13 protein-coding genes are annotated in these 14,207 nt (G+C 72.8%); 4 read left to right on the top strand and 9 right to left on the bottom strand.

Translation table 11 applies throughout. The features are described from left to right. Positions 1 to 10: 10 nt before the first annotated feature. The 4 genes from AB0K03_RS01850 to AB0K03_RS01835 form a co-directional block, all read right to left on the bottom strand. Positions 11 to 817: an FkbM family methyltransferase gene (locus AB0K03_RS01850; protein ID WP_364679029.1), complete on the bottom strand. Its 807-nt coding sequence runs from the start codon at positions 815 to 817 to the stop codon at positions 11 to 13. Positions 818 to 917: 100 nt separating this feature from the next. Continuing rightward, entirely contained in the window at positions 918 to 1,913 is a 996-nt protein-coding gene (locus tag AB0K03_RS01845; RefSeq protein WP_364679027.1) for a LuxR C-terminal-related transcriptional regulator, read from the bottom strand. A gap of 279 nt (positions 1,914 to 2,192) precedes the next feature. After that, positions 2,193 to 2,852: a response regulator transcription factor gene (locus AB0K03_RS01840; protein WP_364679024.1), complete on the bottom strand. Its 660-nt coding sequence runs from the start codon at positions 2,850 to 2,852 to the stop codon at positions 2,193 to 2,195. After that, on the bottom strand, positions 2,825 to 4,114 hold the full coding sequence (locus AB0K03_RS01835) for a sensor domain-containing protein (RefSeq protein ID WP_364679022.1): 1,290 nt from the start codon (positions 4,112 to 4,114) through the stop codon (positions 2,825 to 2,827). The genes AB0K03_RS01840 and AB0K03_RS01835 overlap by 28 nt, the downstream gene beginning before the upstream one ends. A 179-nt stretch (positions 4,115 to 4,293) precedes the next feature. Here AB0K03_RS01835 and AB0K03_RS01830 point away from each other — a divergent pair, with 179 nt between their 5' ends. From AB0K03_RS01830 to AB0K03_RS01815, 4 genes are all read left to right on the top strand, one after another. Then, the gene (locus AB0K03_RS01830; protein WP_364679019.1) at positions 4,294 to 4,827 is read left to right on the top strand and encodes a DedA family protein; all 534 of its coding nucleotides are present in this window, start codon (positions 4,294 to 4,296) and stop codon (positions 4,825 to 4,827) included. A gap of 185 nt (positions 4,828 to 5,012) precedes the next feature. Next, entirely contained in the window at positions 5,013 to 5,792 is a 780-nt protein-coding gene (locus tag AB0K03_RS01825; RefSeq protein WP_364679016.1) for an AfsR/SARP family transcriptional regulator, read from the top strand. A gap of 131 nt (positions 5,793 to 5,923) precedes the next feature. Beyond that, on the top strand, positions 5,924 to 6,661 hold the full coding sequence (locus AB0K03_RS01820) for an ABC transporter ATP-binding protein (RefSeq protein WP_364679013.1): 738 nt from the start codon (positions 5,924 to 5,926) through the stop codon (positions 6,659 to 6,661). After that, positions 6,655 to 9,135, top strand: coding sequence for an FtsX-like permease family protein (locus AB0K03_RS01815; protein WP_364679011.1), 2,481 nt, complete (start codon positions 6,655 to 6,657; stop codon positions 9,133 to 9,135). Before AB0K03_RS01820 ends, AB0K03_RS01815 begins: the two co-directional genes overlap by 7 nt. A 147-nt stretch (positions 9,136 to 9,282) precedes the next feature. Here AB0K03_RS01815 and AB0K03_RS01810 read toward each other — a convergent pair whose 3' ends face one another. Genes AB0K03_RS01810 through AB0K03_RS01790 form a run of 5 tightly spaced genes read right to left on the bottom strand, consistent with a single transcriptional unit; the run spans position 9,283 to position 14,195 of the window. Beyond that, positions 9,283 to 10,227, bottom strand: coding sequence for a TauD/TfdA family dioxygenase (locus tag AB0K03_RS01810; RefSeq protein WP_364679009.1), 945 nt, complete (start codon positions 10,225 to 10,227; stop codon positions 9,283 to 9,285). Positions 10,228 to 10,257: 30 nt separating this feature from the next. Beyond that, positions 10,258 to 11,202: a TauD/TfdA family dioxygenase gene (locus AB0K03_RS01805; protein ID WP_364679006.1), complete on the bottom strand. Its 945-nt coding sequence runs from the start codon at positions 11,200 to 11,202 to the stop codon at positions 10,258 to 10,260. Between the two features lie 16 nt (positions 11,203 to 11,218). Then, positions 11,219 to 11,974, bottom strand: a complete 756-nt coding sequence (locus tag AB0K03_RS01800; RefSeq protein WP_364679003.1) for an alpha/beta fold hydrolase — start codon at positions 11,972 to 11,974, stop codon at positions 11,219 to 11,221. Further along, complete coding sequence (locus tag AB0K03_RS01795) at positions 11,971 to 13,272, bottom strand: MFS transporter (RefSeq protein WP_364679001.1); 1,302 nt, start codon at positions 13,270 to 13,272, stop codon at positions 11,971 to 11,973. Before AB0K03_RS01795 ends, AB0K03_RS01800 begins: the two co-directional genes overlap by 4 nt. Then, a complete protein-coding gene (locus tag AB0K03_RS01790) occupies positions 13,239 to 14,195 on the bottom strand; it encodes an ornithine carbamoyltransferase (protein WP_364678999.1) in 957 nt (318 codons plus the stop codon). Before AB0K03_RS01790 ends, AB0K03_RS01795 begins: the two co-directional genes overlap by 34 nt. Positions 14,196 to 14,207: the final 12 nt, after the last annotated feature.

Below are 14,207 nucleotides of genomic sequence, written 5' to 3'. Positions count from 1 at the left end.
TACGTCCACGTCAGATCCGGCGGGCCTCGATCTCGTACAGCTCGGTGCCGGCGAGGGCGGGATCCTGGTCGACGGTCACCCGGAAGCCGCGGGACCGCAGCAGCGCGCAGCACGCGTCGAGGCGGCCCTGTTCGTCGTGGACCTCGGCCACCACCTCGCCGATGCGGGACCAGTCGGCCGGCTCGATGCCGCGCAGCACCTCCCACTCGGCGCGCTCGACGTCGACCTTGAGCAGCGCGAAGTCGGCGTACGGCCGCTCGCGCAGCAGCGTCGAGACGGTCAGCGTGGGCACCTCGAGGCTGACCCCGTCGTGCAGCCCTTCGAGCACCATGTCGATGAACTCCTCCTCGACCCCGGAGTTCGCGAGGTAGCGGCGCGTCAGCTCGTCGTCGGTCACCGGGTCGGCGTGCAGGCCGGAGTTGCTCGGCGCGTTCGGGTAGTAGACGAAGGCGCTGCGGCCCACCCGGTCGGTGACGGCGGCGCGGACCGCCTCCGAGCCCGGCACGTGCGCGGCGAGGTTCGCGCGCAGGCAGGCGTACAGGTCCGGGGCCGGCTCGACCGCGACCGTGGTGACGCCCGGCTGGACGTCGTGGAAGAACACCGAGGCGAGCCCGATGTTCGCGCCGATGTCCAGCACCCGGTCGCCGGGGCGCAGCCGGGCGGCGGCGCGGCCGTACATACCGTCCGGCGTCATCTCCCGCCAGACCGACATGGTCTCGGCCGGCCCGACGCCCCACACCGGGGCGTGGCCCGGCAGCCGCACCTCCACCGGTTCGAACGGGCGTGGCTCCGAGGCCGGGCGTATCCCTGCGTCCATGGCCGAACCGTCCCTTCCGAGGGGGCGCGAGGTCACGCCAGCGTCGGGAGGCCCGCTATACGGCTTCTATATCGCGTATCCCGTGCTGCCGGCGGCCGGCTCAGGCGCGGCCGGAGCCCAGCCAGCCCCGCTCGGCCGCGCGGACGCCCGCCTGGAAACGGCTGCTGGCGCGCAGCCGCTTCATGAGGAAAGCGACGATCCGCCGCGCCGTCCGCACCGAGACACCCAGCTTGCGGGCCACCACCTCGTCGGTGTAGCCGGCGGCCAGCAGCTCGGTGACGACCCGTTCCTGGCGGGTCAGCTCCTCGTCCGGTGCCGGCTCGTCGCCACCCAGCGGGGTGGCCTGGCGCCAGACGTTCTCGAACAGCGCGTGCAGCGCCGCGACGGGCGCGGCCCCGGTGAGCACCAGCGCGCCGTCGCCCGGCGCCTCCGGGTCGAGGTCCAGGATGGCGGTCGTCCGGTCGTAGATGGTCATTCGGGGAGGCAGGTACGGCGCCGTGCGCACCTCGGCGCCCGCATCGATGAGCGCGCCGACCCGGCACATGGTCGTCGCGTCATTCACGATGCTGTCCAGAAAAATGCAGCGTGCAGTGACGTCACAGGACAGCAATCGCATGTCGACCGTTTCCACGATGCGGCCCTCGGGACCCGGGATGACGCCCGGCGCCACGACGACCACCTCGCTGACCGCCGCCTGGGAAAGCCGCTCGCTGCAGGCGTACATGGCGTCGAGATCGGTCATTGTCTGAACGCCGACCCGATCGGCCGGCGGGCGGCTCTCGCCGTATTCGACGACCATTCGGCTGATCGCGGCGCGGGTGTGGACCATGGCCCGCTGGCGTTCCAGCAGGTCGGCCTCGCGCCGCTGGAGCAGCATGCCGAGGCCGATCTCCGGATGAATGAGCCGCAACGCGCCCGGCGCCTCCAGCGACGGGCGCACCAGCGACAGCCGCGCCAATTCTTCCAGCGCGCCGCCGACCCGCCGGGACGACCATTTCAACTGGCTGGAGATATCCGCGGCAGTCGCTGTCGAATGTTTCAACAATTGTTGATAGACAACTTCCGCGTCCGTTCCCAAGCCGAGATCGGCCAGCATAGTGCTCCTCCCCCATGACCTACCGAGCGCATCGTCGCGGGCGCACCGCGACGACCGTGGGAATTCTGCACGAAACTACGTCGCCAACCCAAGGCCCTTAAAACCGGCGAATACCGTCGAACGTGGCGAACGCGACCGGTCAGTCGAGTTTCGGTCCAGTTGGCGGCGGTGGCAGCAAGGTGTCATGGCCGGAAGATGCCATACCGCGCCGCGTCTTGCCGGATCCCGCAATCGTCCGCGTGCGGAGCCCTCGCGGGCGGCAAAGGCGCAGGTCAGAGGTCAAGAACGGAGGAACGTGAGCACGGCCAGCACGCGCCGGTGGTTCTCCTCGGTTTGCGGGAGGTCGAGCTTGTGGAGGATGTTGCGGATGTGCTTCGCGACCGCCGCCTCGGTCACCACGAGCCGCGCGGCGATCGCGGCGTTGGAGCGGCCCTCCGCCACCAGCGCCAGCACCTCACGCTCCCGGGCGGTGAGCGGTTCGAGAGGATTGCGGCGCCGGCGCAGCATCTGCCGAACCACCTCGGGGTCGACCACGGTGCCGCCGGCCACCACCCGGCCGAGGGCGTCGAGGAATTCCTCCACCTGCCCGATCCGGTCCTTGAGCAGGTACCCGACGCTCGTGCCGTCGCCGGCGTTCAGCAATTCCGTCGCGTACATCGTCTCGACGTATTGACTGAGCACGAGAATGGGCAGGGCCGGGCGGCTGCGGCGCAATTCCACGGCGGCGCGCAGGCCTTCGTCCTTGAAGCCGGGTGGCATGCGCACATCCGTCACGACCACGTCGGGGTCATGCGTCTCGACCGCCTCGCGCAGGCCGTCGGCGTCGGATACCGCCGCGACGACCCGGTGCCCGAACCGTGCCAGCAGGCCGATCAGGCCCTCCCGCAGCAGAACGCTGTCCTCGGCGAGAACTATTCGGAGTTCGGAAGCGGCTGGCAAGGAATCTCCACAGTCATTCGGGTGGGTCCGCCCGGCGGGCTGGACAGCGACAGTCTGCCATCGACGACGGAAACCCGGTCGCCGAGGCCGAGCAGGCCGGTCCCGGCCTCGATGTCGGCGCCGCCGTGACCGTTGTCGCAGATGCCGACCACCAGACGGCCCTCGGAATAGCCGCCGGTGATCTCGCCGTGGTCCGCGCCGGAATGCTTCGCCATGTTCGACAGCGCCTCGGACACGACGAAATAGGCGGTCGACTCGATCGGCCGCGAAAATCGCTGCGGCAGCGTGAGTGAAACGTCGACCGGCACCGCGGAGCGCGCCGCCAGATCGAGCACGGCCGCCTCCAGGCCGAAATCGGTGAGGACCGGCGGATGAATGCCGCGGATCAATTCGCGCAGCTCGACGAGAACCTTTCCGGCCTCGTCGTGGGCGCGCGTCAGCTGCTCCGCGAGCGGCCCCGGCGGCGCGTCGAGCCGGGCCACCCCGAGCATCATGGTGAGCGCGACCAGCCGCTGCTGCGCGCCGTCGTGCAGGTCCCGCTCGATGCGGCCGCGCTCCGCCTCGAAGGCGTCGACCAGCCGGACCCGGGAACGGGTCAGCTCGGTGATCCGGTCGCCGAGCCGGGCGGCGTCCGGGACGATGATGACCCGGGCCAGCGCCCCGCGCGAGCCGGCCAGCAGGCCCAGCCCGTACGCGCACGCCACCAGGGCGGCCACCCCCGCGGCGCACGAGGCGAACGCCGCCGGCCAGGAGGTCACCGCGTACGCCTTCAGCACGTTGACCTGCTCACCCTCGCCGACCGTGGCGAACAGCACGGGGGTGGCGAGCAGCGCGAGCGGCACGGTCACCCCCAGGATCACGGCGAGCAGGTCGATGGGCCAGAGCACCAGCATGAGCAGCGTCGCGTAGCCGAGCTCGCGCCAGGTGACCGGCTCGGTGAACCGGGTCCGCAGCCACGAGCTCAGCCCGGGGCGCGGCGGCGTGCGGTGCGCCTCGGGCACCGGCCGGTCGTCGATCATCCGCAGCGACCAGCGTTCGATGCCCGCCACCGGCAGCCCGAGCAGCGCCACCGCACCCAGCAGCGGGATGCCGACGACCACCACCGCCAGCAGGCCGCCGGCGGACAACAGAAGCACCGCGACGACCAGCGTGAGCAATCCGGTCAGTCCATTGGCGGTCAGATATCCCGCGGCGCGCAAAGGCCATCCGGACAGCAGGAAACCGGGCCGGGCCAGGGCCTGCCACACGTTTTGCGCGCTCACTCGGACAACCGTAGACGGCCCGGGATCGCCTTTCCAGCCAGCAGGTACGACCGTCGGAGGTAGTGCCTGCGTTACCGGCAAGACTCACATCCGGAGGCGTGTGCGCGGCCCGCCATTCCTGTTTTGTTGAGGAAGTGCATCCGCACCGTACGACCACGCCGCTGGAGGGTGAGCGCCCGATGACCGCTTGGCTGGCCGACAACGTCACGACGCTGGGGCTGTGGGGCACCCTGCTCGTGGTCCTGATGCTGCCGGCGCTGGAGGCCGCCGTCCCCTTCATCGGCGTCCTCGTGCCGGGGCAGAGCGCGGTGGTGGTCGGCGGCATGCTCGCCTCGCACCGCGTCGTCCCGCTGGCCGCGACCATCGTCGCCGCGCTGCTCGGGGCCGTGCTCGGCAACCTCATCGGTTACTGGGCCGGCAAGCGGTGGAAGACGGCGGCGCTCGAGTCGGGGCCCGGCGCGGGAATGCGGCGCCGGCACACCGCGCGGGCTCTCGCGCTGGTGCAGGGGCGGGGCAGCGCCGCCGTCCTCGTCGGACGGTTCCTGCCGGGGTTGCGCACGCTGGTGCCCACCCTGTGCGGCATGGTCCGGACCCCCTGGCGTACGTATCTGACCTGGTCGGTTGCGGGAAGCGTGGTGTGGGCCGTGGCCTGGACGCTGATCGGGATGCTCGTCGCGCGCGGCGCCGGAGGGCTGCCCGGCATCACCACCTGAACGATTCCTCACGTCACAGGTCCGAATTTATAGCACCTTTCCATGATTCGTACGTGGCAACCTGCTGCCATCGCAGGCTCCTGACGCCCCACAGGCACCCGGCCGAGGTGGAGAGCCCGGAGGATTACTCCTGGGTGATCGCCCATGCACATTGGGCACCCATCACGTACGGCAACGGGGGATGCATGGAATTCAGGATTCTCGGCCCGGTGGAGGCGACCCGCGACGACACGACCCGGGTGACCCTGTCGGGCACGAAGGTCACGACCGTCCTGGCGGCGCTGCTGCTCGCCCGGGGGCGGGTGGTGTCCGACGGCCGGCTGGCGGACCTGCTCTGGGGATGGTCGCCGCCGGTCACGATGGGCGCGCAGATCTACACGTACGTGTCGCGGCTGCGCAAGCAGCTCGGCGCCGGGGCGGAGATCGAGCGCCGCCTCCCGGGGTACGCGATCCGCACGAGCGGCGCGCAGATCGACCTCGTGCGCTTCGAGGAGCTCGCCGAGCAGGGCCGCCAGGCGCTGCACGACGGCCGGTACGAGCGGGCGAGCGACCACCTGTGGGAGGCGCTCGGCCTGTGGCCCGGCAACGCGCTCTCCAACGTCACGGAGCACATGGCGGCCGTCGAGCTTCCTCGCCTCGAGGAGCTGCGCGCCGCCGCGGTGGAGAACAAAGTGGAGGCCGATCTGGAGCTGGGCCGGCACCGCGAGCTCGTCGCGGAGCTGACCGGGCTGGTCGCCGACCACCCGCTGCGGGAGCGGATGCGCGCGCAGCTGATGACGGCGCTGTGCCGCAACGGCCGCCAGGCGGAGGCGCTGCAGGTCTTCCACGAGGGACGACGCCGGCTCGCCGACGAGCTCGGGGTGGACCCGGGCGCGCTGATCACCGCCACGTACCGGGCCGTGCTCAGCGGCGAGCTCGAGCGGCCACCGGCCGCGCACCGGGAGCGTGCGCTCGTCACGGTCTGACCGGATCGCGAACCCAGGGGGCACCGGCGTCATCGGACGCCGGTGCCCCCTGTCCGGTATCGCTAGCACTACCGCAAAGACTCATCCCCGCGAGGCTGTGCGCGGCCCCGCCGTACACCAAGGTTGACACCATGACCCGTGACGCGATCCGGCTCCGTTCCGTCACCCGCACCTACGGCGCGGGCGACGGAGCGGTGACCGCTCTGAACGATCTCTCCCTGTCCTTCTCCGAGGGCACCTTCACCGCTGTCATGGGCCCCTCCGGATCGGGCAAGTCGACGCTGCTGCAGTGCGCGGCGGGCCTCGACCGCCCGACCGCCGGCTCCGTGCTGCTCGGTGAGACCGACCTGACGACGCTCAACGAGACGAAGCTGACCCTGCTGCGCCGCGAGCGCATCGGCTTCGTGTTCCAGTCCTTCAACCTGCTGCCCGCGCTGACCGCCGAGCAGAACGTGGCGCTCCCGCTGCGCCTCGCCGGGCGCCGGCCCGGCCGCTCCGAGGTCCAGGACGTCCTGGCCCGGGTGGGGCTGGCGGGCCGGGCGAAGCATCGCCCCGGCGAGATGTCCGGCGGCCAGCAGCAGCGCGTCGCGATCGCCCGCGCGCTGATCACGCAGCCCGAGGTGCTCTTCGGCGACGAGCCGACCGGCGCGCTGGACTCCACCACCAGCCGCGAGGTGCTCACGATGCTGAGGTCCATGGTGGACGAGCAGCGGCAGACCATCGTGATGGTGACCCACGACCCGGTCGCCGCCTCGTACGCCGACCGCGTCGTGTTCCTCGCCGACGGGCATCTCAACGGCGAGCTGGAGTCCCCGACCGCCGAGGCCGTCGCCGCCCGGATGACGCAGATGGAGACCGTGGCGTGCTGACCGTGACCCTCAGTACGCTGCGGACCCGCTGGGTGACGCTGGTCGGCACCTTCGTCGCGCTCGCGCTGGGCGTGGCCCTGATCGCGACGATGGGGTTGGGCCTGGCGTCGACGCTGGACGCCCCCGAGCAGCAGCCCGAGCGCTTCGCCGGCGCGCCGGTGGTGGTCCGCGGCGCCGACGAGCTGCGCGTGCCCTCGCCCATCGGCGACCGGACCCAGCCGCTCGCCCAGCCGCGCGGCGTCGCGCCCGAGGTCGCGAAGGCCCTCGCCGCCAAGGCGCCCACGGTCGCCGACCGCTCGTTCCCCGTCCGGGTCACCGCGGGCGACGGCGACAGCGACAGCCTCGTCGGGCACCCGTGGTCCGTCGCCGCCTTCGGCGGGTACCGGCTCACCGCCGGGCACGAGCCGCGCAAGCCCGGCGAGATCGTGGTGGCCGGCGACGCGTCCCTGCTCGGCCGGGCGGTGCCGGTGCGCACCCCGGCGGGCCTGGGGAACCGTACGGTGTCGGGCGTGGTCACGCCCGCCCCGTTCGAGAAGGCCGTGTTCTTCACCGACGGCGAGGCCGCGAAGCTGTCGCCGCGGATCGACAACCTGGTCGTGCGGGCCGCGCCCGACGTGGTGCGTACGGTCGTCGGCCCCGGCGCGGACGTCCAGGTCCTCACCGGCGACGACCGGCACCGGGCCGACCCCGATCCACACCGCGACCGCGACGCGCTGATCGCCATGAATGCGCTGCTCGGCACCGCCGGCGGGGTCACCACGTTCGTCTCCGTCTTCGTGGTCGCGTCCACCTTCGCGTTCGCCGTGGCCCAGCGGCGCCGGGAGATCGGCCTGATGCGCACGGCCGGGGCCACGCCGCGACAGGTCCGCTCGATGATGTTCATGGAGGCCGCGGTGGTCGGCGTGCTCGCCTCCGTGGCCGGGTGCGTGCTGGGCTCGTACGGCGCCCCGTGGCTCGCGAGCCTGCTGGTCGACGAGCGGCTGGCCCCGCCCTGGTTCACGATCGGGGCGCACACGTGGCCGTACCACGTGGCGTTCTGGACGGGGCTGCTCGTGGCGCTGGCCGGCGTCACCGTCGCCACCGTGCGGGCCGGGCGGATCCGGCCCGTCGAGGCCCTGCGGGAGGCCTCGGTGGACAGCAAGGCCATGACGCTGGGGCGCTGGATCTTCGGCGCCGGGCTGCTCGCCACCGGGCTGGGCATGCTGTTCTGGCGGATGCTCGCCGACCCCGGCGACGCGTTGCACCGCAAGACCTACACGACCCAGCCGATGCTGCTGATCACCGCGGTCGCGCTGCTCGCGCCGATCCTCGTCCGGCCGTTGACCCGGATGCTGGCCTGGCTCCCGGCCCAGCTGCCCGGCGCCACCGGCATGCTCGTGCGGGAGAACGCCGCCGCCGGGGTGCGGCGGACCGCGGCGATCGCGGCGCCGGTGCTGGTGACCGTGGCGCTGGCCGGCTCGCTGCTGGGGGCCACGGCGACGATCAACGAGGCGAAGGCGGCCGAGATCCGGCAGCAGACCCACGCCGACCTGATCGTGCAGGCGGACGACGCGGCCGGGGGGTTCGACGCCCGTACGGTGGCGCAGGTACGCGCGGTGCCCGGCGCCGCGGTGACGGCCAGCGCGACCACCGCGGTCTACACGCTCGAGGACGGCACGGCCCTCATCCGCTCCGACGCGCAGGCCGTCGACCCGCGGGAGCTCGCCACCAGCCGCGAGCTGCCGGTGCAGGCCGGCGACCTGGCCGATCTGAACGACGACGGCATCGTCGTCAACGACGAGTGGGCCCGGCGCACCGTCGGCGAACGGGTCGACGTGTGGCTCGGCGACGGCACGAAGAAGTCGCTGCGGATCGCCGCCGTCATCGCCGCCGGCACGGGCAACAACGGCGTGTACGTGACGCCGCGCAACGCGCCCGGGGTGGCGCCCGACCGGCTGGAGGTCACGTGGGCCGCCGGCGCGGACGCCACCGCCGGAACGGCCGCGGTCCGGGCCGCCCTGCAGCCCACCGGGGCCGAGGTGCAGACCCGGGCCGAGTGGATCCGGTCGGAGTATCCGAGCAACAGCCGGCAGACCCGCGTCGGCTACCTGGTGGTCCTCGGCATCGCGCTGATCTACACCGGCATCGCGCTGGGCAACACGATGGTCATGGCCACCTCGGACCGGGTACGCGACCTCGCGGTGCTGCGGCTCGCCGGCGCCACGAAACGGCAGATCCTCGTGCTCGTCGGTGTCGAGGCGCTGACGGTGGTGGTGGTCGGCGCGGTCCTGGGCACGATCGTGACGGCGTTCAACGTGCTCGGCATCTGGGGCTCGCTGGCCGCCCTGTCGGTCTGGTCGTCGGTCGTGCTGCCCTGGACCACGCTCGCGCAGACGCTGGGGGCGTGCGCGGTGGTCGCCGTGGTCGCCTCCGTGCTGCCCGCGGTCGGCGCCCTGCGGACCCGCCCGGTGGAGCTCGCCGGCGCCCGCGAGTGAGCACCGGCCGGACCTGATCCGCTTCGGGTCGGTCCTGCCGGGAGGCCGCTCCCCCGTTGCGGGCTCCCGGCGACCCGAAGCACCCGTGCCCCCAGACAGTCCCACCGGCCGGCGGGATGTCTGGGGGCACGCTGGGTGTGCCGGTGCTCAGGCGGACGGCTCCGCCATCGCGACCGCGATCCTGCGGGGACCGGTGAACGGCTCGCGGGCGTGCGCGGCCAGCATGTTGTCCACGACCAGGACGTCGTCGCGCTCCCAGTCGAACCGGGTGGACGCGCCCCGGTACGTGGCCCGCAGATGCTCCATCACGTCGTCCGGGATGCGGCCGCCGTCGCCGTAGTACGTGTTGGTCGGCAGATCCTCTTCGTCGAAGATCGCCAGCATCCCCTCCCGCACGTCCGCGGCGAGCGTGGTCACGTGGAAGAAGGTGGCGTGGTTGAACCACACCTTCTCCCCCGTCACCGGGTGGGTGTGCACGGCGGCGCGGACCGCGACGGTCCGCAACCCACCGTCGGGACGCCAGTGCGGGGACAGACCACGGTCCCGGCAGTACGCCTCCACGGCGGCACGGTCGTCGGTGCCGAACGTCTGCTGCCACGGCACCCCGAAGTCGGCGTGGAAGTTGCGGACCACCCGCCAGCCGCGGCGCTCGAACTCCTCGCGTACGGCCGGATCGAGGGTGCGGTAGATCTCCCGGATGTCCGCCAGCGGGGTCGCGCCCTGCGTGTGCGCCGGTTCGATGCAGTAGAAGTACAGGGTGCGCGGCCAGACGGCCTGGTACGAGTTCTCGTTGTGCAGGAAGATCTCCTCCTCGGCCGGGTAGTCCGTCGAGGTGTAGACCTGGCCCTTGATGGTGCTGCGCGGCGAGGACCGTTCGGCGTACGTCAGCGGCGCGGAGCCGGAGAAGGCGCGGACCACCCCGTCGAAGCCCTCGACCCCGCCGACCGGGAAGCCGCGCAGCAGCACGGCGCCCCGCTCGGTGAGGGTGCGGCGCAGGTCTTCACGGTGCTCGCGGACGTACTCGTGGACGTCGGCGCCGGGGGCCGGAGCCCGCCGGACCGCCGCCACGGATTCCCTGGTGCTGCTCGTCATGTCGGCGTGCTCCCCTGCTCTCGGCGGCGCTCAGTCCGACATCGCGACGAGGACGCGGCGGTCGCCGGTGAAGGGCCGGCGGCCGTGCGCGAGCGCCACGTTGTCGATGACCATCAGGTCGCCGGCGCGCCAGTCGACGTCGACGGCGTTCTCGAGCCCGCGGTCGCGGATCTGCGGGATGTATTCGGCCGGGATGGGCGAGCCGTCGGCGAACGTGACGTGCTGCGGCAGCTCGTCCTCCGGCATGATCTGGCTGAGCGCGGCCGCGGTGTCGTCGCCCAGGCCGGCCGGGTGCCACTGGTCCGCCTGGTTGAACCACACCTCCACGCCGGTCACCGGGTGGCGGGTGGTGGACGGGCGCACCGAGCTGACCCGGATGCCGCCGTCGCGCTTCCACTCCCAGGTGGCGCCCGCGTCGGCGAGGAACGCCTCGACCTGCGCGCGGTCGGTCGTCTCGAACGTGTCCTGCCAGCTCTTGCCGAAGCCGTACCCGTCGTGGAGGTTCTGCACGTAGCGCACGCCGCCGGCGAAGGCCTCGCGGACCTGGGGGTCCAGCGAGCGCAGCCACAGCGCGGCGTCCAGTACCGGCGTGGCTCCCCCGCTGCCCGGCTGGACCTGGCAGTAGAACGCCAGCCGCGCCGGCCAGGCGTGCGCGTAGCTCATCTCGTTGTGCATCGAGATGGTGAACTCCTGCGGGTATTCCGTGGAGGTGTAGACGTTGCTGCCGACCTTGGTGCGCGGCGAGTTGCCGTGCACGTACGCGAGCCGGTTGGGCAGCAGGTGGTCGAAGACCGGGTCGAGCGTCTCCGGCGTGATGCCGAAGCCGCGGAACACGAGCGCCTTGTGCTCGGTGAGCAGGTCGCCGACCCCGGCGCCCAGGTCGCCCAGCCGCGCGATCAGCCCGTCGGGCCCGGTGCGGCCGACCGCCGGGATCTCCAGCGGGGACCAGACCCGGATGTGTTCGGTCTGCGTCACTGACTTCCCCTTTCGTTCACGACAGCCGCCTCGTGATGTGCGAGACGAGCTCGGCCTGGCGCGGTGCCAGGTAGAAGTGGTCACCCGGAAAGCTGTGCAGCTCGAACCGCCCGGGCGCGGTCAGCTCGGACCAGGCCCGCACCCGCTCCGGCACGCAGCCGGGATCCCGGTCGCCGACGTAGGCGGTGATGGGCGCGCGGACCGGGGCCGGCGCGGCGGGGCGGTACCCCTCGACGAGGGCGTAGTCGGCGCGCAGGGCCGGCAGCAGCAGCTCACGCAGCTCCGCGTGGTCGTACGCCGCCGAGCCGAGGTCGCCGAGGCGGCGGACACCGGCGACGAGCGCGTCGTCGCCGAGCTCGTGCAGGCCGGTGGGCTCGGCCCGGTGCGGCGCCGCGCGGGCCGACACGAACAGCCGGCGTACGGGGATCCCGGCGGCCTCCAGCCGCAGCGTGACCTCGTACGCGACCGAGGAGCCCATGCTGTGCCCGAACAACGCGACGCTGCGCGGCGGGCACCGGGTGAGCGCCGCGGTGACGTCGTCGGCGAGCGTGGCCATGTCGGTGGCGCACGGCTCGGCGAGCCGGTCCTGACGTCCGGGGTAGCGCACGGCGAGCAGCTCCACGTCCGCCGGCAGCAGCGCGGACCAGCCCTGGAAGAGCTGGTCGTTGCCGCCGGCGTGCGGGAAGCAGACGAGGCGGGTGCGGGGCTCGACGACCCGGCGGTACGCGCGGAACCAGTCCTCGGGCCGGGCCTGCCTGCGGATGTCGGTCATGGTCTGTCGTCCTTCCCGGGTTGCGCGGCCGCGGCGGTCCGCTCCTCGGTCCGCAGCGCGGGTGCCAGCGCGCAGCCCAGCGCCAGCGCGGCCATCGCGGCGCCGACGGCGTGCAGGGTGGCTCCGCCGCCCCACGCCGTCAGCAGCAGGCCGCCGATGAGGGAGCCCAGCGTGTTGGTGCCGGAGCCGACGATGTTCATCGCCGCGGCGACCCGGCCCTGCAGCGCGTCGGGCGTGACGCGGACCTGGTAGACCGCTGCCGTCACGTTGAAGATGGAGCCGACGAAGCCGGTCGCGGCGAACAGCAGGCCCAGCACGACGGGCTCGCGGGTGAAGGCCATGGCGCTCATCAGCACGGCCCACGCGCTCGCCCCGCCGAGCAGGGTCGCGCGCTGGGTGAGGCGGCGCACCCACCACCCGCCGGTCAGGGCGCCCACGATCCCGCCGGCGCCGCCGATGCCGAGGATCACCGCGAGCGTCGCCGGGCTGCGGTGCTCCTCCTTGACCACGACGATCAGCGTCAGGGCGAGCACCTGGAAGAGGATGTTGCTCAGCGCCACGAAGACCAGCGCCGCGCGCAGGAACCGCTGCCGCAGCAGCCATCGCAGCCCGTCGAGCACCTCGGCGGTGAGCTTGCGCCGGGCCGTGCGCTCGCCCTGGAACTCGCGCTTGATGACCAGCAGGGTCAGCAGCGAGACCACGGACGCGAGCGCCGAGAAGGTGAACGGCGCCCAGCGGGCCGCGCTCTGCAGCAGCACCCCGCCGGGCTGGCCGATCAGCCCGGCGGCGCGGCTGCGGGCCTCGTTCTGCGACAGCGCCTGGCCCAGATGCGCGGGGTGCACGACGTTGCGGACCGCGCCGCGCTCGGCGAGCTTGTAGAACACCGCCAGGCTGGTGTCGGCGAACGCCACCGCCGCCAGGTGGGCGACGGACACGAAGCCGAGCGCCAGCGCCACGGCGAGGCTACCGAGCACGAGCGCGCGGCCCGCCTCGCAGACCATCATGAGGCGGCGGCGGTCCCACCGGTCGGCGAGCGCGCCGGCCGGCAGCTGCACGAGCAGCAGGGGCAGCAACGCCGCGAACGACACCACCGACATCGCCAGCGGCGAGTCCGTGTGCCACAGGACGATCAGCGGGTAGCAGACGGCGCTGACCCGGGCGCCGACGAAGGACACCCCGGCACCGGACCAGAGCAGCAGGAAGTCCCGGTTGCGGCGCAGCGGCGCGGGCGGCGCCCCGGGCTGCGGCGCCTGGCCGACGGCGGTCACCGCGGTGAGCCGTCCGCGGGCCGGCACCACTCGAGCACCGCCATGGCGCTGTGCATCTTGTTCTCGGCCTGGTCGAAGGCGATGCTGTACGGCCCGTCGAGCACCTCCGCGCTGACCTCGTCGCCCCGGTTGGCGGGCAGATCGTGCATGAAGACCGCCTTGGGGCTCGCCTCCCAGAGCGACGAGTCCACAGTGAACGGTGCGAAGACGTCCCGCCAGCGCGGGTCCGGCTTGACCGTGCCCGTGGTCTCCCAGCGGGTCGTGTAGATCACGTCGAGCTCGTCGGGCAGGCCGTCCATGTCGTGCCGTTCGAGGAAGGAGCTGCCGTACCGCTCGGCCTGCTCCACCGCGCCGAGCCGATACGCCGCCGGCAGCCCGTACCCGGGTGGTGTCCGCATCTCCAGCGCCACCCCCGGGAAGCGGGTGAGGGCGAGCGCCAGCGCCGTGGCGGTGTTGTTGCCCTCGCCGACGTAGAGCACCCGCAGCCCGTCGATGCGCCCGAAGCGCCGCAGCATCGTGGTGAGGTCGGTGAGGGCCTGGGTCGGGTGCTCCTCGGCGCTCATCGCGTTGATGACCGCCATCCGCTCCTGCGCCGCCCACTCGCGCATCTGCGCGGGGTCCCCGGCGGTCCGCGCGACGAGCACGTCGAGCATCCGGGACATCACCCGGCCGGTGTCCGCGTCCGTCTCGCCGGTGTTGAGCTGCAGGTCGCCGGGCCCGTACGCGACGATCTGCGCGCCCAGCCGCAGCGCGCCCGCGGAGAACGCCGTCCGGGTGCGGGTGGACGTCTTGCTGAAGTAGATGCCGGCCACGGTCCCGGCGAGCGGGCGGCGTCCACCCGCCCGCTCGCCGCCGGCCGCCGAGAGCTCCGCGCCCCGCGCGACGAGGGCCCGCAGGTCGTCGTCGGTGAGGTCGTCGATGGAGATCAGGTGGCGTACCCGCTGCTGGGTCATGTCTGCTCCTCG

This window comes from Actinoplanes sp. NPDC049316 (genome assembly GCF_040677315.1).
Lineage (GTDB): Bacteria > Actinomycetota > Actinomycetes > Mycobacteriales > Micromonosporaceae > Actinoplanes.
The sequence above is the reverse complement of the archived record's forward strand: the minus strand, read 5'-3'. Positions and strand labels throughout refer to the sequence as shown.